Origin of the sequence: Microvirga aerophila (genome assembly GCF_003332305.1) — a bacterium.
Lineage (GTDB): Bacteria > Pseudomonadota > Alphaproteobacteria > Rhizobiales > Beijerinckiaceae > Microvirga > Microvirga aerophila.
Map to the genome: position 1 here is coordinate 1 of NZ_QOIO01000024.1, position 21295 is coordinate 21295.

Sequence of the window (21295 nt, forward strand, 5' to 3'; positions counted from 1 at the left end):
ATGCTGTACATGGCCGGCGGCGGGCGCATCACCCGCGTGCACGGCCCCTTCTGCTCCGACGAGGAGGTCGAGAAGGTCGTCGCCCACCTCAAACGACAGGGCCGTCCGCAATATCTCGACGCCGTCACGGCGGACGAGGATGGCGGTGGCGGCGACGGCGGCGACGCGCCGGTCTTCGACCAGGGCGAGTTCGGCTCCGGCGGCGGCGACCTCTACGACCAAGCCATCGCCGTGGTGCTGCGCGACAAGAAAGCCTCGACCTCCTACATCCAGCGCCGCCTGCAGATCGGCTACAACCGCGCCGCGTCGCTGATGGAGCGGATGGAGAAGGAGGGCATCGTGGGGCCGGCCAACCATGCGGGCAAACGCGACATCCTCATGGAAAGCGCCGGAGGCATGGACGGGGATTAAGCTTCGGCTTCGTCTTGGGGCGGAGAACCGGATCGGATTTTCGCGCGGTGCGCTAGCCACTGCGTCACTACGTGGCCATATAACGTGGCCGATAATGGCGCTATGGTGGGCTCAAGGAGAATATTCGGATGCGGTGTTCGGGCTTTGCGGCCTTTGCGACGGTTCTTGCGGCAGGTTTCGGCGCGGGATCATTGCCGGCTTCAGCCCAGATGGTGCCGACGGACATTCTCCTGCCGCAGTCGCACGGCCAGGAACCAGCCACGATGGAATCCATCGCGCAAGGGTTCAATCTTTCCGCCGCGCCGTTGCCCACCACCACGTTTCAGCCGAGAACGCCCCCCTCGGGCCCGGTCGCCATCGTCGAGTCGGAACCCGAACCGGATCCGATCCTTGAACGGGCCAGGCCCGCCATGGCGGAGCCGGCCAAGCCACCGCCACCACCCACGCGGCCTGGTCCGCCCAAACCGGACGCCGGCGAGCCCATCGAGATCGCGCCCCGCCCGGTCGTCACTGCGGCCGCCGGCTCCGAGGCCTTGGGCAAGGTCGAGCAGCTCTCGAACCGGGAGATCGTCGAGCGGGCGAACGCTTACTTCACGAACCTGACCACACTGGTGGCGGATTTCACGCAAGTGGGCGGCGACGGACGCCGGCAGGGCGGAACGCTCTATCTCCAGCGGCCCGGCAAGGTGCGCTTCGAGTACGACTCGCCCGCCACCCTTGAGGTGATCGCCGACGGCTCGTCGGTGGCCGTGCGCGACAAGAAGCTCGCCACCCAGGACCTCTATTCGATTTCGCAGACGCCCCTGAAATTCCTCCTGCGCGAGCAGGTCAATCTCGGCCAGGACATCACGATCCGGGGCATCACCACCGACAACGATTCCGTGCGCGTCGCCCTGGAAGACCGCTCGACGCTGGGCGGCACCTCCCGGATCACCCTGTATTTCGACCCCAAGATCGAGACCTTGACCCAGTGGCGCATCGTCGACCCGCAGGGCTTCCAGACCGCCGTGATCCTGAACAAGACCCAGAGAGGCCGCCGCATGGACCCGGACCTGTTCAAGATCCAGTACGAGGCCATCCTCGGCAATAGCAACCGGTAACCGTCCCGGGCATTACGGCTTCCCTCCCGGCGCAATCTGTCGTAGCCGGAAATCAGGCTTGCCGAAGGACCGTGCCGTGAAACTCACCGTCTCCACCTGGAACATCAATTCCGTCCGCCTGCGCATCGACCAGGTGAAGCGCTTCCTGAAGGAGCGCCGCCCGGACGTTCTGTGCCTGCAGGAGACCAAGTGCCCGAACGACAAGTTCCCGTTGAAGGAGCTGCAATCCTTCGGTTATCCGTTCGTCGTGCATATGGGCCAGAAAGGCTACAACGGCGTGGCTATCCTGTCGCGCTACCCGTTCTCCGACACCAGCGTGATGGAGATGTGCGGACGGTCCGACGCGCGCCACATCACCGTGACGCTCTCGCCCCAGGCCAAGGCGGCGTCCGGCCTCGTGATTCATAACTTCTACGTGCCGGCGGGCGGCGATATCCCGGACCAGAACCTCAACGAGAAATTCCGCCACAAGCTTCAGTTCATGGATGAACTGCGCTCGTGGGGCGGGCGCCAGAAACCGACAGCCACACCGGCGATCCTGGTGGGCGACCTCAACGTTGCGCCCCTGGAGCACGACGTCTGGAGCCACAAGCAGCTTCTCGACGTGGTGAGCCATACGCCCGTCGAGACGGCGGCTCTGGAGGAACTGCGCCAGGAGGCAGGCTGGGTCGACGCCATGCGGCTCCTCAAGCCTGAGCCGGAAAAGATCTATTCCTGGTGGAGCTATCGCTCGCCGGATTGGGAGGCCGCCAACAAGGGCCGTCGTCTTGATCACATCTGGGTCTCGGACAACATGAAGGGCGCCCTACGGTCCATCGATGTCTCCCGCGAAACCCGAGGCTGGGAACGGCCATCGGACCACGTGCCGGTCACGGCGGTGCTGGAGTTTTAGGCGCGACCAGCGGATTGTGGGCATATCTTGGTTATTTCCCGCATTCGGATATCTGTTATTGTCCCGACATGACCCAACGGAATGCTGAAGCTCGCCAGGTGACTGGTGCGGCTCTCGAACCGATGACTGCCGCGGATATCGAGGCCATTGGCCGCATCGGCGCAGTATCATCGATCCTGGAGATCGTGCTGGAAACCACCGGCTTGGGATTTGCGGCCGTTGCTCGCGTGACCGAAACATCCTGGACGGCCTGTGCGGTGCTCGACCGGATCGGTTTCGGCCTTGGGGTTGGCGGATCGCTTGACGTCGCCACGACCTTCTGCTCCGAGATCCGGGCGTCCAGCACACCTATCGTCATCGACCAGGCCAGCCGGGATGCGATCTTCTGCCAGCATCCGACGCCGAAAATGTACGGCTTCGAGAGCTACATCGCTGTTCCGATCATCCTGCGATCGGGCAAAACCTTCGGGACGATCTGCGCGCTGGACCCGAAACCCGCCAGTCTATCCGATCCTAAGATCCTGAAGACCCTGCAGCTTTTCGCCCAGCTCATCGCTACGCAAATCGAACTCGACGAAAGCCTGGCCGAGCTCAAGGCCGAGCGGGAGCACTTGCGCAACCTGTTCCGGCAGACGCCGAGCATCATGAGCGTCGTTCGCGGACCGGACCACATCCTCGACATGGCCAACGACGCCTACAGGCATCTCGTCGGCCAGGAGCGGCCGCTGCTGGGCCTCCCGGTCCGGGATGCGCTGCCGGAGGTGAGGGATCAGGGATTTCTCGACCTGCTGGACCAGGTCTATCGCACCGGACAGCCCCATATCGGGCGAGCTCACCGCATCCTCCTTGCACGGGATCCGAATGGCCCGCCGGAGGAGCGGTTTCTCGACTTCATCATGCAGCCGATCACCGACGGCAACGGCCGCGTGACGGGGATCTTCAGCGAGAGCATCGACGTCACCGATCACAAGCGCTCCCTGGATCACCAAGAGCTCCTGATCCATGAACTGAACCACCGGGTGAAGAACACCCTGGCGACCGTGCAATCCATCGCCTACCAGTCCCTCAAGCGGGCTCAGTCCGTGGATCACGCGCGGCACAGCCTCGAGAGCCGGCTGATGGCGCTTTCCCGGGTGCATGATCTGCTGACCCAGGAGAGCTGGGAGAGCGCGGATCTTCGCACCGTTGCCCATCAGGCGGTGTCGCCTTTCGACGGGACCGGAACGTCGCGTTTTACCCTGTCCGGACCAGAGATCAGGCTTCCGCCCCGGCAGGTGTTGCCGCTGTCCATGACATTCCACGAACTGCTGACCAACGCCGTCAAATACGGCGCGCTGTCGGCGCCCGGGGGCAGGGTTTCCCTATCATGGGACCGCGATAAGGACCGCAGGATGCTGGTGCTGACTTGGCGTGAACAGGACGGGCCGGCGGTGCAGCCGCCCACCGAGCGCGGGTTCGGCACCCGCCTGATCCAGCGCGGCCTCGCCCAGGAACTCGACGGATCCGTCGATATGAGCTTCGAGCCGTCGGGCGTGATCTGCACGATCCGGATTCCGCTGACGAACGGTCGGGCGTAGCGCCCTTGAGGGCTATTCGGTTTCGTCCGGGCGAGGGACCGGTCCCTCGCCGTCGATGGCGATGAGCTGGCGGCGGACCTGTTCCAGCCCATCCGTCAGCCGCGTCAGTTCCTCGGCCATGGCCTGATGCATGGCCGAGGCGGCGTTCGGGAACTCCTCCAGCACGCGGCGCATGAGGCTGGGCGACACCCGGATCACCGTGGAGGGCTCCCGTGCGATGGCGGTGGCCGGTCGCTCGATCCTGGCGAACAGCGCCGCCCGGCCGATCACCGAGCCTGGCCCGGCGATGAAGGCCGCGGGCGACCCGTCGTCCCGCGCGTCGAGCGCAACGGCGCCCCGGCTAACCACGTAGCCGCCATCCGACTTGTCGCCCTTGCGGAACAGCATGTCGCCCGCCCGAAGGGTGCGGTTCTCGGATGCGAACGCGACAAGCCTGAGCGCATCCCGTTCGAGCAGGTTGAACAGGGGCGCGCCGGACAGGACCGCGATGTCGTCGTCGAGGGCCATTTACGGGATCAGCTTGTAACCGCCGGGCTCGGTGACCAGGATGCGGGCGTTGGAGGGGTCGGCCTCGATTTTCTGCCGCAGCCGGTAGATATGCGTCTCGAGGGTGTGGGTGGTGACGTTCGAGTTGTAGCCCCAGACCTCGGTCAGCAGGGTCTCGCGGCCCACCACCGCCTGGCCCGCCCGGTAGAGATAGCGCAGGATCGCCGTCTCCTTCTCGGTGAGCTTGAGCTTGGAGCCCTTTTCCGTGGCGAGGAGCTTCGAGCCCGGACGGAACGTATAGGGGCCGATCTGGAAGACTGCGTCCTCGCTCGCCTCGTATTGACGCAGCTGCGCCCGGATGCGCGCCAGCAGCACCGCGAACTTGAACGGCTTGACCACGTAGTCGTTGGCCCCGGCCTCCAGCCCCATCACGGTGTCGTTGTCCGATCCCTGGCCGGTCAGCATGATGATCGGGCTGCGGAAGCCGTCTTGGCGCATGAGCTTGACGGCCTCGCGCCCGTCCATGTCGGGCAGGCCCACATCCATGATGGCGAGGTCGATCCGGTCGCCCTTCACGGCCTCGATGGCCGCGGCGGCGGTCTCGGCGGTGGCGATCCGGAATTCGTCGTACAGCCCGAGCTGCTCCGCGAGCGTGTCGCGCAGATCCTGATCGTCGTCGACGACGAGGAGACGGCTGGCATTCGACATCTCAAACCCTTCAACTCGGTGGAACGCGGGAAGCGTCGAGGCAAACGTCCGCCGATCGGGGCCGGCGGCGCGCCACAGTCGTCAAGTCATACATGATCTTTCCGGATCATGTTCTAGAGTAGTTATTCTCACCTTGACAACAAGGCGCTGGTCCAGCCCTTCCACTGCCATGAAGCGCGACTACGTCAACATCATCCGGGTCTTCCGCTCCCCTGTCGACCACCGGCGCGGGCGGCTCGTGGCGGGCAATCTCGTCCTCCCCTGCGCCCTTGGGCGCTCGGGGCCGCGCCGCGCCAAGCGCGAGGGCGACGGCGCCTCGCCGATCGGCCGCTTCGCCCTGCTGCAAGCCTTCTACCGGGCCGATCACGGCCCGCGCCCCCGCACTGGGCTTGCCCTTCGTCGCATCCGGCCCGGCGACGGCTGGTCCGACGAGCCGCGCGACAGGCGCTACAACCGTCTGGTGCCCCTGCCCTACGAGGCGAGCCACGAAAAGATGTGGCGCAATGACCACCTCTACGACGTGGTCATCGACATCGCGTGGAACCGGGGGCCCATCATCGGCGGACGCGGCAGCGCCATCTTCCTCCACCTCGCCCGCCCGGGCTTCACCCCGACGGAAGGCTGCGTCGCCGTCGACCGGCGCACGATCCGCCGCCTCATGCAGCGGATCGGGCCGAGGACCACGATCGAGATCGTGGGGTAGGACTTAAGCAACGGCAGGCATGTTCTGAGTCACGCCTGCGGCCGCGTCCCAAAAATCGCGCTGCCCACCCGCACATGGGTGGCGCCGAGCTGTATCGCCGCGTCGAAATCGGCGCTCATGCCCATGGATAGCACGGACAGGCCGTTGCGCTTCGCCATCATGTTGAGGAGCGCGAAATGTGGTGACGGCGGATCCTCCGCCGGGGGAATACACATCAGGCCCTCAATGGCGAGGCCGTGCTTCGTACGGCAGGCCTCGATGAAGGCGTCCACCTCGGCGGGCATGACGCCGCCTTTCTGCGGCTCCTCGCCGGTATTGACCTGGACCAGCAGGCGCGGGCGTTTGCCGGACTTCGCGATCTCCTTGGCGAGGGCTTCGGCCAGCGACGACCGGTCGAGGGTGTGGATCACGTCGAAGAGCTCCACCGCCTCCCGGGCCTTGTTGGACTGGAGCGGGCCGATCATGTGGAGCTCCACGTCCGGGTAGCGCTCGCGCAGGGCTGGCCATTTGGCCTTGGCCTCCTGCACGTAGTTCTCGCCGAAGACCCGCTGGCCCGCCGCCAGGACCGGCTCGATATCCTCGACTGGAAAGGTCTTGGAGACCGCCACAAGGGTGACGGACGAGGGATCGCGCTCGTAGTCGGAGGCGGCGCGATGGATGGCGGCCCGGACGCTGTTCAGGGCCTCGACGGGGTTGTGGTCGCTCATCAGGTCCTCAGTGGCTCCGGTTCAAGGCTGTCTGGCGCGCGAAACCGTTGACCGCGCGGGAGAGCTGTGTCCTAGTCCGCCGCAACCCGGCGGCGCAAGCCGCTTCGACTGTTTAAGCTGACGGACAAGTGACGAGCAATGAGGCCTGAGCGCTACAACGCCAAGGAAGCCGAGCCCAAATGGCGGAAGGTCTGGAACGACCGCGACCTGTTCCGGACCCGGAACGACGATCCCCGGCCGAAATACTACGTGCTCGAGATGTTCCCGTATCCGTCCGGGCGCATCCATATGGGCCACGTGCGCAATTACACCATGGGCGACGTGGTGGCGCGCTACATGCGGGCCAAAGGCTTCAACGTGCTGCACCCGATGGGCTGGGACGCCTTCGGGATGCCGGCCGAGAACGCCGCCATGCAGAACAAGGTCCACCCCAAGGAATGGACCTACCAGAACATCGCCACCATGCGCGGCCAGCTTCAATCCATGGGACTCGCCATCGACTGGAGCCGTGAGATCGCCACCTGCGATCCGGCCTATTACCGGCATCAGCAGCGCATGTTCCTCGACTTCCTCGAGGCCGGTCTCGTGGACCGCAAGACCGCCAAGGTGAACTGGGATCCGGTGGACCACACGGTGCTGGCCAACGAGCAGGTGATCGACGGGCGCGGCTGGCGCTCGGGCGCGCTGGTCGAGCAGCGCGAGCTGACCCAGTGGTTCCTCAAGATCACGGATTTCGCCGAAGACCTGAACGCCAAGCTCAACACCCTCGACCGCTGGCCGGAGAAGGTGCGCCTGATGCAGCGCAACTGGATCGGCCGCTCCGAGGGCCTGCTGGTGCGCTTCGCCCTGCGCCCCGAGACTACGCCTGCCGGCGAGACCGAGCTCGAAATCTACACGACGCGCCCGGACACGCTGTTCGGCGCGAAATTCATGGCGGTTGCGCCCGACCACCCGCTCGCCAGCGCCGCCGCCGAGAATAACCCTGAGCTTGCCGCCTTCATCGAGGAGTGCAAGCGCATCGGCACCGCGCAGGAAGCCATCGAGAAGGCCGAGAAGCTCGGCTTCGACACAGGCATCCGGGCCGTGCATCCGTTCGACCCGAACTGGACGCTGCCGGTCTACGTCGCAAACTTCATCCTGATGGAATACGGCACGGGCGCGATCTTCGGCTGTCCGGCGCACGACCAGCGCGACCTGGACTTCGTCAACAAGTACGGCCTGGGCAACACGCCGGTGGTGTGCCCGCCGGACCAGGACCCGCAAGCCTTCGTCATCACCGATACGGCTTATGACGGCGACGGCCGGATGATCAATTCCCGCTTCCTCGACGGCAAGACCATCCAGGACGCCAAGGAAGAGGTCGCCCACCGCCTGGAGAGCGAGACCCGCGACGGCCGCCCGGTGGGCGAGCGCAAGGTGAACTTCCGCCTGCGCGACTGGGGCATTTCGCGCCAGCGCTACTGGGGCTGCCCGATCCCGATCATTCACTGCGACGCCTGCGGCGTGGTGCCGGTGCCGAAGGATCAGCTGCCGGTGGTGCTGCCGGAGGACGTGACGTTCGACGTGCCGGGCAACCCGCTCGACCGGCATGCCACGTGGAAGCACGTGGATTGCCCGACCTGCGGCGGGAAGGCGCGACGCGAGACGGACACCATGGACACCTTCGTGGATTCGTCCTGGTATTTCGCCCGCTTCACCGATCCGACCCTGACGGACGAACCCACGGACCGCGCCACCGTCGACCGCTGGCTGCCGGTCGATCAGTATATCGGCGGCATCGAGCACGCGATCCTGCACCTGCTCTATTCGCGCTTCTTCACCCGCGCCATGAAAGAGACCGGCCATGCTGGGCTTGACGAGCCTTTCGCAGGCCTGTTCACGCAGGGCATGGTGGTGCACGAGACCTACCGGGACCAGAGTGGCGCCTGGGTGCTGCCCGCCGACGTGCGCTTCGAGACGGAAGGCGCCACCCGCAAGGGCTTCCATGTGACGACGGGCGCTCCGGTGGAAATCGGCTCCATCGAGAAGATGTCGAAGTCCAAGAAGAACACGGTCGACCCGGACGAGATCATCGGTTCCTACGGGGCCGACACCGCCCGCTGGTTCATGCTGTCCGACTCGCCGCCGGAGCGCGACGTGATCTGGACCGAGGAAGGCGTACAGGGTGCCGGCCGCTTCGTGCAGCGCGTGTGGCGTCTGGTGGGCGAGATAGCCGACCGCAGCGCCTCCGCCGGCAACGGCGCGACGGCGGACGGTTCCATCGGCACCGTGATCCGCAAAGCCGCCCACAAGGCGCTTGCTGCCGTCGAGGAGGATGTGGAGCGCCTGCGCTTCAACCGCTGCGTGGCCCAGATCTATGAGCTTGCCAACAACCTGCAGGACCTCCTGGGCCAAGCCAAGACCAGCGACGAGCCCGGTCTTGCGGAAGCCTTCCGGGAGGCGGGACGCATCTTCGTGCAGCTCTTGGCTCCCATGATGCCGCATCTGGCGGAAGAAGCCTGGCAGGCGCTCGGCCAGCCCGGCCTCGCGGCCGACACCGCCTGGCCCGAGGTGGCGCGCTCCCTGCTGGTCGAGAACGCCATCACGCTCCCTGTCCAGGTCAACGGCAAGAAGCGCGCCGACGTAACGGTGGCGCGCGATGCCGATCAGGCTGCGATCGAGGCGGCTGTGCTCTCGCTTGACGCCGTGCAAAAGGCTATGGAAGGGAAGCCTGTCCGTAAGGTCATCGTCGTCCCGCAGAGGATCGTGAATGTCGTCGCTTAATCTCAAGGCCCTGAATATCCGCGGCTTGGCCCATATCGCCGTCGTGGCGGGCCTTGCGTTCGGCCTATCGGCCTGCTTCCGGCCCCTGCATGGCCCGACCGCTTCGGGCGAGTCGCTCCAGAACGTCCTGGCGTCCATCGACGTTCCGGAGGTGAAATGGCCGGACAACCAAGCGCGGATCGGGCATTACCTGCGCAGCGAGCTGATCTACGCGCTCAACGGGTCGGGCTCCGACGTGCCCAAGCGCTATGATCTGAAGCTCAGCCTGGCCCAGGGCCTGACCACGCCGATCGTCGATTCGGAATCGGGCCGCGCCCTGTCGGCGACGCTGACCGGCAACCTCACCTATACGCTGACCACCGCGGACGGAAAGACCGTCATCACTCAGGGAACGGCCACATCGGCCGCCACCTATGACCGCTTCGAGCAGCGCTTTGCCACCCTGCGCGCGGGTCGCGACGCGGAGATCAGGCTGGCGAGGGAACTGGCTCAACAGGTCAGGACGCGGCTTCAGGCGGCGCTTGTCCGCAGCTGATCCATGGTGGCGGTGAAAGCCGGTGAAGTGGAAGGGGCGCTGCGGCGTCCCGATCCGCGCATCGGCGTTTTCCTGTTCTACGGACCGGATATCGGCCTCATCAACGAGCGCGCCCGCGCCGTTGCGGAGCGGGCCGTCGACGACCCGGCCGATCCGTTCCAGCTCATCCGGATCGACGGCGACGACATTGCGGCCGATCCTGCGCGCCTGGCCGACGAGGCCGGCACCATAGGGCTGTTCGGCGGCAAACGCGCCCTGTGGGTCAAGGCCACCTCCCGCAACATCGCGCCTGCGGTCGATGCGGTTCTCAAGGGCGACCTACAAGACACGGTCATCGTCATCGAAGGCGGCGACCTGGCGAAGTCCGCTCCCCTGCGAACCCTCTGCGAGCGCTCCCAGAAAGCCCTCGCCCTGCCCTGCTACGCGGATACGGGCCGCGACCTCGGGGCGGTCGTCGACGACACCCTGAAACAGGGCGGATTTTCCATTACGCGCGACGCGAGAACCGCCTTGATTGCTAGTCTCGGCGGCGATCGTCTGGCCACGCGCGGTGAACTTTCGAAGCTGATGCTCTACGCCCACGGACAGCGGGAGATCACCCTCGAGGACGTGGACGCCATCATGAGCGACGTGTCGAGCCTTGCCATGGACGCGGTGGTGGATGCGGCCTTCGCTGGTGAAGGCGCAGGCCTCGAGACGGGCTCGCGCCGCCTGGCTGCCGAGGGCGTGCATGCCTCCGTCGTTCTCGGAGCGGCCCTGCGCCATGCCCTGATGCTGCTGTCGGCCCGCATGGCCGTGGAGGAAGGTCGGCCGATCAGCGCCGTCATGGAGGGCATGCGCAGCCTCCATTTTCGCCGCAAATCCCTTGTGGAACGCCACCTTCAGCGCTGGACGAGCGAGAGCCTGAAACAAGCCGTCGCGCAAATTCAGGCGAGCCTCCTGGACACCCGCCGTCTCGCGGATCTCGACGACACCATCGCGTCCAAGACCCTGCTCGACCTGGCGAGAGCCGCGCGGCGTTAGCTACCCCAGTTCGAAGCTCGTGATCCCGTATGTTCGGGACAGCGGAAGGTCGGGCTGCGGGCCCCGGTACATCCTGGCCGTCTCGAAGACGGGCGACAGGCCATGGCGAGCCACGAGCCGGGCGGCGGCCGGGTTGGATTCCGGCAGGTCCAGGAACACCGGAGCACCCTCGGCCCGCGCCGCAAGGGCCTGAAACAGCAGGGCTGCTTTGCTCTCGTCGTCGGCGAAGAGCGGGCCGATCTTGAAACCGCTGCGGCATTCCCGGATGACGCCGTAGCCCTTGACCGTCCCATCCTCCACGAACGCAATCGCCGTGCGGGTGTCCGGACTCAGCCAGCAGCGCAGGAAGGCCGCCCGTGGACCGGCGAAGAACGGCCGGTCATACGCCAGCACTGCGTCGATCAAGTCCGGGCCAATCGGCTGAAGGCGCTCGTCCCGCGGAGCCTCGATCCGCGGGCTTCCGCCAAAGCGCACGTTGCGATGGGCCAGCACGAATCCCGACCGGGCATAATTCGACTGCTGCGCCACGACCCCGTCGAGACCGATTGTGCACCCATCGAGATGGGACATGCTGGCCTGCCACAGGCGATATCCGAAACCCTGTCCACGATGATCCGGCCTGACGATGTAAAGGCCCAGAAAGCCGAACGCATCGGAGTAGCGGACGACGGAGATCGACCCGATGGGCTCATGGCCGAGAGTGGCCACCAGGAATCCCAATGGATCGGCCGCCTGAAAGCAGTCCGCATCCTTGAAACCGGGATTCCATCCCTCCCCTGCGGCCCACTCAATCGCGCGGTCGAGATCCGCCCGCTCCATGACTCGGATCGTCAATTCGCCTTCACTCATGCCTGCACCACCGCTTGGACGGGTCGGGGCGGAGGCGCCCCGACGGGCTTTCCGCTCAGTCGACCTTCGCGCCGGAGGTCTTCACGACCTTGGCCCATTTCTCGTGCTCGGCCTTTACATAGGCCATGAGTTCCTCAGGACTCATCGGTCTGATCTCTCCCCCAAGATCCGCGAAACGCTTCTGAAGGTCGGGGGTCTCGAGCGCCTTGCGGACCTCCTGGTTCAGCCTGGAAGTGATTTCAGCCGGAGTGCCCTTCGGGGCGAAGAGCGCAAACCAGCTCGAGGCCTCGAAATCCGGGAGACCGGCCTCCGCCAGGGTCGGCATGTCGGGAACGGCGGGCGAGCGTTTGGCCGACGTAACGGCAAGCGCCCGCAGGTTGCCGGCGCGAACCTGCTCGATGGACGAGGGCAGATTGTCGAACATCACATCCACCTGTCCGCCAATCAGGTCGTTCACCGCCGGCCCGCTGCCGCGATAGGGCACGTGGGGCATCTCGATGCCGGTCATCTGCTTGAAGAGTTCACCCGAGAGGTGAATCGAGGTGCCGTTGCCGGACGACGCCATGTTGAATTTGTTGGGCGTCGCTTTCGCCTCGGCGATGAACTCCTGCACGGTGCTCGCCTTGACCTTCTTGGGACTGACCACCATCAGGTTCGGCACCCCGGCCACATAGGCCACGGGTGCGAAATCGTTGAGCGGATCGTACGGCATCTTGGCGTAGAGGCTCGCATTGATGGCGTGGGTGCCCACGGTGCCCATGACCAGGGTGTAGCCGTCCGGTTCGGCCTTGGCGACCGCGTCCGTGCCGATATTGCCCCCAGCCCCGCCGCGATTGTCGATGATGAATTGCTGACCCAGCGACCCGGACAGCTTCTCACCCACGAGCCGGGCGAAAATGTCGGTGGTGCCGCCTGCGGTGAACGGCACGATGATCCGCACGGGTCGGGAGGGATAAGACGCCGTCTGGGACAGGGCGGCTCCCGACGACAGGACGACCGCCGCAAGGGCAAGGGCGGTCCGGCGGGTGAGGCTAGAGGACGATGACATGGCGGCTCCCTCATTGGTGTCTTTGGCAGAACTGACGTTGCGTCAGTCCTGGCACCATGAGAGCGCAGCCGATGGCCCAGCACAATATGGGATCGGGCCTAAGGCCCGCCGGTTTGGAAACCAGCGAAAAGCTGTCAGCCTCTGGAAGGTCTGACCGGGCTTGTCCTGGCAATCCACGTCTTGGACAAGCCTGGGAACGAAGGAGGCGGACACGTCATCCCGGAAGCCGAAGGCGATCCGGGATCGTCCGCAGAAAGACGCGCCCTTCTCGTCTGACGATCCCGGGTTCCGCTCACGCGGCCCCGGGATGAGGGAGCTGTAACGTCCCCTATGGGTTCAACCGACGGCACAGGCCATCGAGTTGGTCGAGAGTCTTGTAGCGGATGCGCAGTTCCCCACCCTGCCCTTTGTGGTCGATGGACACCGTGAGGCCGAGCACGTCCTGAAGCGCCTTTTCCAACGCGCGGGTGTCCGGGTCCTTCTCGGCCTTCGGGCGGGCGGTTTTGGCCTCGGGCTTGTCGGGGGAGGCCTGATCGGCCTGGGCGATCTCCTCGACCTGACGCACGCTGAGGCCCTGATCGAGGATCTGCTTGGCGACCCGCTGCGGGTCCTTCACCGCCAGAAGCGCGCGGCCGTGACCCGCAGTGATCTGCTTGTTGACCAGAAGCGATTTGATCGGATCCGGCAGATCGGTGAGCCGCATCATGTTGGCGATGTGGCTGCGGCTCTTGCCGATGATCTTGGACAGGTTCTCCTGCGTATAGGAGAACTCGGCCATGAGACGGGAATAGCCCTGGGCTTCCTCGATGGGGTTGAGGTCGGCCCGCTGGACGTTTTCGAGAATGGCGTATTCGAGCGATGTCTTGTCGTCGATCTCGACGACCACCACCGGGACCTCGTGGAGGCCCGCCACCTGGGCGGCACGCCAGCGGCGCTCGCCGGCGACGATCTCGAAGGCGTCAGGCATGTTCTTGAGGGGCCGCACCACGATGGGCTGGATGATGCCGCGGTCCTTGATGGACTGCGACAGCTCCTTGAGCTCGCTGTCCTCGAACGCCTTGCGCGGGTTGCGGGGGTTGGGACGTAGAAACTCAACCGGAACCTTGCGCTGCCCACGGCCGCGCTCCACCACGGTCATCTCGTCGCCGACCTCGCCGATGAGGGCCGCCAATCCACGTCCCAGACGGGACCTTCCTTCTTCTGCCATGACTTTTCCCGGACTGACTGTTTTCAAGCCGCGCGCAAGGCGCGCTCGCGTTGGATGACTTCGGAGGCGAGGCGAAGGTAAGCCTGGGACCCGGCGCATTTCAGATCGTAGAGCAACACGGGCTTGCCATGGGACGGCGCTTCCGACACGCGGACATTGCGCGGGATCATGGTCTCGTAAACCTTGCTGCCCATGAACTGCCGGACATCGGCCACCACCTGACCCGAGAGGTTATTGCGCGGGTCGAACATGGTCAGCACGATGCCGTGGATCGTCAGTTGGGGGTTCAGAGCCGAACGGACCTGTTCGACCGTCTTGAGCAGCTGGCTGAGGCCTTCCAGAGCAAAAAATTCGCATTGGAGGGGGACCAGAACCGCGTCAGCAGCCGTCAATGCATTGATGGTCAAAAGATTGAGCGATGGCGGGCAGTCGATCAAAATATAGGTAAAAGGTTTCGTTACTTCGGAGGCCATCAGAGCCTTGATGGCGTTGCGGAGCCGATGCGTCCTGTCACGCTCGTGCGCGATCTCCAACTCGATCCCGAGCAGGTCGAGCGTCGATGGAGCAACGAACAATCCCGGCACCACGGTTTCGGTAATGGCGTTCTCGAGAGACGATTCCCCGGCGAGCACGTGATAGGTGGAGACGCGCCGGCTTTTGCGGTCGATCCCGAGACCGGTCGATGCGTTGCCCTGTGGATCGAGATCTAGAATGAGGACCTTCTCGCCGATCGCGGCCAAGGCCGTCCCGAGATTGATGGCGGTCGTCGTTTTGCCGACGCCGCCTTTCTGGTTGGCAAGCACCAGAACGCGGGGTTTAGCCGGCGTTCCCTGGTCGGATCCGCTGCGGTCGGTTGTCATGAAAGGCTCTCAATGGAGGTGATGCGAAGAATCCTGGCATCCGCGTCAGTCCGGCTCGGCAGGATTTCTAGATCGAATGTCCACGATTCCCGGGCCTCGGTCAATTCGGACTCGGCATCGCGACCTTTGGGAAACAGGCCTGTTGTCCCCGTTTTCAACAATGGCTCGGTCCATTCGAGGAGCTTGGCCAAGGAAGCGAGGGCTCGCGCAGACACGATATCGGCCTTGCCGACGAAACCGGGGATTACGGTCTCAAGCCGCGCCTCGTGCACTTTCGCCCGGGCTCCGGTGAGCCGCGCGATGTGGCGGAGGAAGGCGCATTTGCGGGAATTGCTCTCCACCAGATCGACCTGAAGGCCTCGTTCGTACCCGGCGATGGCGAGAACTAGACCGGGAAAACCGGCCCCCGAGCCTAGGTCGAGCCAGGTTTTGGCGGTGGGGGTCAGCTCCAAAAGCTGCAAGGAATCGACGATATGGCGGTCCCAGACGTGGTCGAGGGTCCCGGGACCAACGAGGTTCTTGATAGCCTGCCAGCGCCGAAGTTCGCTCTCCAGCAGACTCAGCTTCTCCTCTGTTTCACGTGAAACATCGAACCCGTCGAGGTGCCGGTCAGGGGCAGACATGGCGGCCGTCACAGTGCTGTCTCCGCTTCCGAGCGGGCCGACCCCGACCGTTTCTTGGCATGCGCAGCCAGTAGGGTCAGGGCCGCTGGGGTGATCCCCTCGATGCGAGCGGCCTGCCCCAGGGTCCCTGGCCTGACCAGATCGAGCTTCGCCTTGATCTCATTCGACAAGCCTGGCAGGCTGCGAAAATCGATCGCCTCTTCCAGCACAATGCTCTCGTCGCGCCGATAGGCCGCGATATCAGCCTGCTGGCGGTCGAGGTACACGGCGTAGGTAGCATCTGTCTCAAGGCGCTCTCGCACCGACTGAGACACCTCCGCCAGTTCCGGCCACACGGTCGCCAGATCGTTCCAGCCGATATGCGGGTAGGACAGGAGCTGGAACGCGCTGCGACGGGTGCCGTCCTGGTTGATCTCCAGCCCATAACGGGCCGCTTCCTTGGGGGTCAGCGTGAGGGATTGCAGAGCCTGCGCAGTTCCGGCGATCTCGTTCTGCGTGCTGAGGAAGTGCGCCGCCCTCTCCTGCCCCACACAGCCCAGGTCCATTCCTTTACCGGTCAGCCGCTCGTCGGCATTGTCGATACGCAGGCTGAGGCGGTACTCGGACCGGGAGGTGAACATACGGTACGGCTCGCTCACCCCACGGGTGATGAGATCGTCGATCAGCACGCCGATATAGGACTCGGCCCGGTCGAACACTGCACCGTCCTGGCTGGCAGACCGGCGGGCGGCATTGAGCCCAGCCACAAGACCCTGCGCGGCGGCTTCCTCGTAGCCGGTTGTTCCGTTAATCTGACCGGCTAGAAACAGACCCTGGACCGCCTTGGTCTCAAGGCTCGTCGTCAGGTTGCGCGGATCGACGTAGTCGTACTCGATAGCGTAACCGGGCTGGAGCATGCGCACCCGCTCGAGGCCCGGAATATGGGGCAGGAGCTCCCGCTGTACGTCCTCGGGCAGAGAGGTCGAGATGCCGTTCGGATAGACCGTGTAATCGTCGAGTCCTTCCGGCTCCAAGAAGATCTGATGACTCTCGCGGTCGGCGAAGCGCACCACCTTGTCCTCGATGGAAGGACAATAGCGCGGCCCGCGCCCCTGGATGTCGCCCGAATACATGGGGGCACGGTGCAGGTTGCCGCGAATGAGCTCGTGAATCGCAGGCGTCGTGCGGGTGATGCCGCATTCGATCTGAGGGGTGGTGATCCGCTGGGTCAGCATCGAAAATGGCACCGGATCTTCGTCGGCGGCCTGCTTCTCTACTGAGGCCCAGTCGATGGTCCGGCCGTCGAGACGCGGCGGTGTTCCGGTCTTGAGACGTCCGAGGGTGAAGCCAAGCCGCTGTAATGTCTTCGGCAGACCCAGGGATGGACGCTCGCCCATGCGACCGGCCGGGATCTTATGCTCACCGATATGGATGAGCCCAGAGAGGAATGTGCCCGTGGTCAAGACCACGGCTCCCGTCGCAAGGATGCGGCCGTCTGCGACCAGCAGGCCCGTGACATGGCTATCCTTGACCACGAGGTCGTCGGCCTCTCCTTCCACGATAGTGAGGTTGGGGGTCAAAGCCAGTTCCGCCTGCATGGCGCGGGCATAGAGCTTTCGGTCGGCCTGGGTGCGGGGGCCGCGCACGGCCGGACCCTTGCGGCGGTTGAGGAGCCGAAACTGGATGCCGGCCTTGTCGGCGATGCGTCCCATGACGCCGTCGAGGGCATCGATCTCCCGGACCAAGTGCCCTTTGCCAAGGCCGCCGATTGCGGGATTGCAGGACATCACCCCGATAGTGGCGGCCTTGTGCGTTATCAGTGCTGTGCGTGCGCCCGTGCGCGCCGCGGCGGCCGCAGCCTCGGAGCCGGCGTGGCCTCCGCCAACAACGATCACGTCGAATTGCTGAATCATCTGCATCTCCAGGCCAGGGCTGTAGAACCTGCGGGAACCAAGGTCAAAGGACAAAATGTTTCACGTGAAACATCCACTGCACCGAGCTCTATCGCGACAGCTTCCCCATCCCTTCTCCTACTTTCATCCTATGCCCACTGGGCTGATTGCCCCGAGACATGTCCATAGCAACAAGGCCTGATCATGGCCTCACGAGAGTCGATTATTTGCCAATGCAGAAGCTTGCAAACAGCCGGTCAAGAAGATGCTCCACATCCACCCGGCCGGTGATTTCCCCCACCGCCCGCGATCCCAAGCGCACTTCCTCGGCGATCAACTCCAGCGGGCCATGAGCTTTCATCATATCGATGGCCCTAAGGATAGAGGCCTGAGCCCGTTCCAGCGCGCTGCGGTGCCGCTGCCGGGTGAGGATCGCGTCCCCCTGCCCGAGAGCCGCTTCAGCTTCCGTCTGCAGGCGGCGGATCAGGTCGGAAATCCCCTCACCTGTGGCGGCCGAGACCGCCACATCACAATTGTGCCGAACATGGCTCAGGTCCACCTTCGTGGCGACTGACAAAAGACGCCGAGCCTGCGGCGGCTCCGTCCCGGCTCCCTCGGGCGGAACGAGCCATAGCACCACATCGGCGTCCTGCGCCTTGGCGCGGGCGCGGGAGACGCCCTCCTGCTCGATCAGGTCGTGGGTATCCCGTAACCCCGCCGTGTCGGTGATGACCACCGGAAAGCCGCTCAGGTCGCAATGCACTTCGATTGTGTCCCGGGTTGTGCCGGCAATCGGCGACACGATCGCCACGTCCCTTTGAGCCAGGGCATTGAGCAGGGTCGATTTTCCCGCGTTCGGCGGGCCGGCCAGCACAACGGTCAGGCCCTCCCGTAACCGTTCCCCGGACCGGTTCGCCAAAACCCGACGGATATCCTCCGCAAGCAGGGTCAGCTTCCGCAGGATCTCCGCCTCTAGGTCCTCCGGTACGTCACCTTCGTCGGAGAAGTCGAGACTCGCCTCCAGAAGGGCAAGCGCCTGCAAGATGTCTTCGCGCCAGCCCTCGGCCGCGTTGCCCAGCCGACCTTCGAGTTGGCGCAGAGCCTGACGGCGCTGCGCTTCCGTCTCGGCATCGATCAGATCCGCCAAGCCTTCGACCCGGCTCAAATCCATCCGCCCGTTGAGGAATGCCCGGCGGGTGAACTCACCCGCCTCGGCCGGGCGACAACCCTCTAGAGTGGCAAGGACACGCAGCACCGCCGCCCGGGTGGCGAGGCCGCCATGGATGTGAAGCTCGGCCTGATCCTCGCCGGTAAAGCTGCTCGGCCCGGGCATCCAGAGCACCAAGGCTTGATCCAAGGGTTCGCCGTTTTGCGGATCACGCAGAATCCGCACCGCTGCCCGCCGAGGTTCGGGAACCGATCCGGCCAAGGTCTCAACGACGGTCCGGCTTGCTCCCCCGCTGATGCGGATCAGGCAAACGGCCGAGCGTCCATAGCCAGACGCCGTGGCAAAGATGGTGTCGTCCGAGCGCATGCGCGTGAACCTTGTGGTCTGATCGAGCTTTACGTCTTGGCGCTAACCGGTCTGCCCAACGACCGGACGCCCTGTTTTCGAAGATCCACCTGAGCCAGCCTGGGAGCAGGACCCAATGAACCGTCTGATGGATGCCAGTTCGCCCTATCTCCTGCAGCACAGGGACAACCCTGTCCACTGGTGGGAGTGGGGCCCAGAAGCCTTCGCCGAGGCCCGCCGCGAGAACAAGCCGGTTCTGATCTCCATCGGCTACGCCGCCTGCCACTGGTGCCATGTGATGGCCCATGAAAGCTTCGAGGATGCCGGGGTGGCGCAGGTCATGAACGAGCTCTTCGTCAATATCAAGGTGGATCGCGAGGAGCGGCCCGATGTGGACCATGTCTATATGAGCGCGCTGCACGCCTTGGGCGAGCAGGGCGGCTGGCCGCTCACCATGTTCCTGACCCCGGACGGGGAGCCCTTCTGGGGCGGCACGTACTTCCCCAAGGAGCCGCGCTTCGGTCGTCCCGGCTTCAAGCAGGTCCTGCACGAGATTTCGCGCATCTATCACGCCGAGCCGGATCGGGTTCGCCAGAACGCGGGCGCGTTGAAGAACCACCTGGCCCAGACCGCAACCGGCGATGGCGGCACCCTTGGACTTGCCGACCTCGACCAGTTCGGAACCCGACTCGTGGGCGTTTTCGATGAGGAGAATGGCGGCATCCAGGGAGCGCCGAAATTCCCCAACCCGCCGATCCTCGAATTCCTCCTGCGCTACGCCCGGCGCGCCCGCGACGGGGCCGCCCGCAACCGCTTTCTCCACACCCTCGAACGCATGGCGTTTGGCGGAATTTATGACCATCTCGGCGGCGGCTTCGCACGCTACTCCGTCGACGCCCAGTGGCTGGTGCCGCATTTCGAGAAGATGCTCTACGACAATGCGCAGCTGCTGGAACTTTATGCGGTGGGGTTCGCCGAGACCGGACGTCCGTTGTTCCGTACGGCCGCCGAAGGCATCGTCGCCTGGCTCGAGCGGGAAATGACCACGCCGGAGGGCGGCTTTGCCTCGAGCCTCGACGCGGATTCGGAGGGCGAGGAAGGCCGCTTCTATGTCTGGAGCCTCGCCGAAATCCACCAGGTCCTGGGCCGCGAGGATGGAGACTTCTTCGCTAAGGTGTACGACATCACGGAGCACGGCAACTGGGAAGAGACCAACATCCCGAACCGCCTGATCTCCGGCGAGGCTCCGGCCGCCGTCGAGGAACGGCTGGCGCCCATGCGGACCAGATTGCTCGACCACCGGGCAGGGCGCGTCCGGCCGGGCCTCGACGACAAGGTCTTGGCGGACTGGAACGGCCTGATGATCTCAAGCTTGGTGCGGGCCGCTCCCCTGCTCGACCGGCCTGGCTGGATCGGGCTCGCGCAAAGGGCTTATGGTTTCATTTCGGATTCGATGACCCGGGATGGGCGGCTCGGCCATTCCTGGCGCGGCGGCTCGTTGATCTATCCAGGCTTCGCCCTCGACCATGCGGCCCTGATGCGCGCCGCCCTCGCCCTTCACGAGGTCACGGGCGATGATGTCTACCTTCGAGACGCGCAGACTTGGAGGGATGTGCTGCTCCAGGACTATCTGGTCCATGAGACCGGCGTCCTTGCCATGACCGCCAAAGGGGCAGACGCTCTGGTGGTGCGGCCGCAACCCACTCAGGACGAGGCCGTGCCTAACGCCAACGGCGTCTTTGCCGAGGCGCTCGTGCGGCTGGCGCAGATCACCGGCGCGCAGGCCGATCACCGCTTGGCCGACGAAACCCTCGACCGACTGGTCAGCACCGCCCGATCATCTCCGCTGGGCCAAACCTCGATCCTCAACGCTCTCGACCTTCACCTACGCGGATTGAGCATCGTGATCACGGGCCGCGACTCCAAGCCCCTGCACGAGGCGGCGCTGCGCCTCCCCTATCTGGACGGAAGCCGCCGCGCGGTGCGCGAAGGCCAAGTGCTGGACCCCGACCATCCGGCCCACGCTCTTGCGTCGGCTCAAGCCGGTCCCCAGGCGCTCGTCTGCGCCGGAACACATTGCTCCCTGCCGGTCCGGGATCCGGAGGCCCTGACCGCGCGGGTGCACGAGATGCTGCGGACGTGACAGGAACCGGCGACCGTTGCGGCAGGTTTGACAGACCGTCCGCCGCGTTGTTGCGATCGGGGCGCTCCGCCCTGGTCATTCTGGAGTCCTGATGTTCTTCTTTTTCTCGAACCGCCTCGGTTGCCTGGGATCACTCGCCATTTCGGCCCTTCTGACATTGCTTGTTCTGGCCCTGATGGGGGTGATTTGAAGCAGGTCCCGTCAAATGCCCGAGATGAGCCTCGCCAGCCCAAGCGCCGTTGTGGCGGACATCCCTGCCCTGTTTGCAACCGGAAT

The 21295-nt window shown here is 65.0% G+C and carries 19 protein-coding genes; 9 read left to right on the top strand and 10 right to left on the bottom strand.

Translation table 11 applies throughout. From position 1 onward, the window contains the following. From DRB19_RS14405 to DRB19_RS14420, 4 genes are all read left to right on the top strand, one after another. Positions 1-411, top strand: a 411-nt coding sequence (locus tag DRB19_RS14405) for a DNA translocase FtsK (protein WP_162815695.1), incomplete at its 5' end; no start/stop codon positions are given. 128 nt (positions 412-539) lie between these two features. After that, positions 540-1511, top strand: coding sequence for an outer-membrane lipoprotein carrier protein LolA (locus DRB19_RS14410; protein ID WP_245439510.1), 972 nt, complete (start codon positions 540-542; stop codon positions 1509-1511). 76 nt (positions 1512-1587) lie between these two features. Beyond that, on the top strand, positions 1588-2403 hold the full coding sequence (gene xth, locus DRB19_RS14415) for an exodeoxyribonuclease III (protein ID WP_114186821.1): 816 nt from the start codon (positions 1588-1590) through the stop codon (positions 2401-2403). Positions 2404-2501: 98 nt separating this feature from the next. Continuing rightward, positions 2502-3980 (top strand): HWE histidine kinase domain-containing protein, encoded by a 1479-nt coding sequence (locus DRB19_RS14420; protein ID WP_162815696.1) that lies wholly within the window; start codon positions 2502-2504, stop codon positions 3978-3980. A gap of 12 nt (positions 3981-3992) precedes the next feature. On the opposite strand, the gene DRB19_RS14425 is transcribed toward DRB19_RS14420, so the two are convergent. Then, positions 3993-4487 carry a cyclic nucleotide-binding domain-containing protein gene (locus DRB19_RS14425; RefSeq protein WP_114186734.1) on the bottom strand — a complete coding sequence of 165 codons (495 nt, stop codon included), beginning with the start codon at positions 4485-4487 and terminating at the stop codon, positions 3993-3995. Further along, positions 4488-5174: a response regulator transcription factor gene (locus DRB19_RS14430; protein WP_114186735.1), complete on the bottom strand. Its 687-nt coding sequence runs from the start codon at positions 5172-5174 to the stop codon at positions 4488-4490. A 169-nt stretch (positions 5175-5343) separates the two neighbouring features. Between DRB19_RS14430 and DRB19_RS14435 the strand changes: the two genes are divergently transcribed. Then, positions 5344-5877 (top strand): L,D-transpeptidase family protein, encoded by a 534-nt coding sequence (locus DRB19_RS14435; protein ID WP_114186736.1) that lies wholly within the window; start codon positions 5344-5346, stop codon positions 5875-5877. A gap of 29 nt (positions 5878-5906) precedes the next feature. Here DRB19_RS14435 and DRB19_RS14440 read toward each other — a convergent pair whose 3' ends face one another. Continuing rightward, the gene (locus DRB19_RS14440; protein ID WP_114186737.1) at positions 5907-6584 is read right to left on the bottom strand and encodes a YggS family pyridoxal phosphate-dependent enzyme; all 678 of its coding nucleotides are present in this window, start codon (positions 6582-6584) and stop codon (positions 5907-5909) included. A 138-nt stretch (positions 6585-6722) separates the two neighbouring features. Here DRB19_RS14440 and leuS point away from each other — a divergent pair, with 138 nt between their 5' ends. Genes leuS through holA form a run of 3 tightly spaced genes read left to right on the top strand, consistent with a single transcriptional unit; the run spans position 6723 to position 10905 of the window. After that, positions 6723-9347: a leucine--tRNA ligase gene (leuS, locus tag DRB19_RS14445; protein WP_114186738.1), complete on the top strand. Its 2625-nt coding sequence runs from the start codon at positions 6723-6725 to the stop codon at positions 9345-9347. Beyond that, a complete protein-coding gene (lptE, locus tag DRB19_RS14450; RefSeq protein WP_114186739.1) occupies positions 9334-9882 on the top strand; it encodes an LPS assembly lipoprotein LptE in 549 nt (182 codons plus the stop codon). Before leuS ends, lptE begins: the two co-directional genes overlap by 14 nt. Positions 9883-9885: 3 nt before the next feature. Next, the gene (gene holA / locus DRB19_RS14455; protein ID WP_114186740.1) at positions 9886-10905 is read left to right on the top strand and encodes a DNA polymerase III subunit delta; all 1020 of its coding nucleotides are present in this window, start codon (positions 9886-9888) and stop codon (positions 10903-10905) included. On the opposite strand, the gene DRB19_RS14460 is transcribed toward holA, so the two are convergent. The 7 genes from DRB19_RS14460 to mnmE form a co-directional block, all read right to left on the bottom strand. Beyond that, entirely contained in the window at positions 10906-11754 is an 849-nt protein-coding gene (locus DRB19_RS14460; protein ID WP_114186741.1) for a GNAT family N-acetyltransferase, read from the bottom strand. 55 nt (positions 11755-11809) lie between these two features. Then, complete coding sequence (locus DRB19_RS14465) at positions 11810-12802, bottom strand: Bug family tripartite tricarboxylate transporter substrate binding protein (protein ID WP_114186742.1); 993 nt, start codon at positions 12800-12802, stop codon at positions 11810-11812. 328 nt (positions 12803-13130) lie between these two features. After that, entirely contained in the window at positions 13131-14009 is an 879-nt protein-coding gene (locus DRB19_RS14470) for a ParB/RepB/Spo0J family partition protein (RefSeq protein WP_114186743.1), read from the bottom strand. 23 nt (positions 14010-14032) lie between these two features. Next, on the bottom strand, positions 14033-14869 hold the full coding sequence (locus DRB19_RS14475; protein WP_114186744.1) for a ParA family protein: 837 nt from the start codon (positions 14867-14869) through the stop codon (positions 14033-14035). After that, a complete protein-coding gene (gene rsmG / locus DRB19_RS14480; protein ID WP_114186822.1) occupies positions 14866-15492 on the bottom strand; it encodes a 16S rRNA (guanine(527)-N(7))-methyltransferase RsmG in 627 nt (208 codons plus the stop codon). The genes DRB19_RS14475 and rsmG overlap by 4 nt, the downstream gene beginning before the upstream one ends. An 8-nt stretch (positions 15493-15500) precedes the next feature. Beyond that, positions 15501-17384, bottom strand: a complete 1884-nt coding sequence (mnmG, locus tag DRB19_RS14485) for a tRNA uridine-5-carboxymethylaminomethyl(34) synthesis enzyme MnmG (protein ID WP_114186745.1) — start codon at positions 17382-17384, stop codon at positions 15501-15503. 202 nt (positions 17385-17586) lie between these two features. Then, positions 17587-18897 carry a tRNA uridine-5-carboxymethylaminomethyl(34) synthesis GTPase MnmE gene (mnmE, locus tag DRB19_RS14490; protein WP_114186746.1) on the bottom strand — a complete coding sequence of 437 codons (1311 nt, stop codon included), beginning with the start codon at positions 18895-18897 and terminating at the stop codon, positions 17587-17589. Positions 18898-19012: 115 nt separating this feature from the next. On the opposite strand from mnmE, the gene DRB19_RS14495 reads away from it, so the two are divergent. Then, the gene (locus DRB19_RS14495) at positions 19013-21019 is read left to right on the top strand and encodes a thioredoxin domain-containing protein (protein ID WP_114186747.1); all 2007 of its coding nucleotides are present in this window, start codon (positions 19013-19015) and stop codon (positions 21017-21019) included. The last annotated feature ends 276 nt before the right edge of the window (positions 21020-21295 follow it).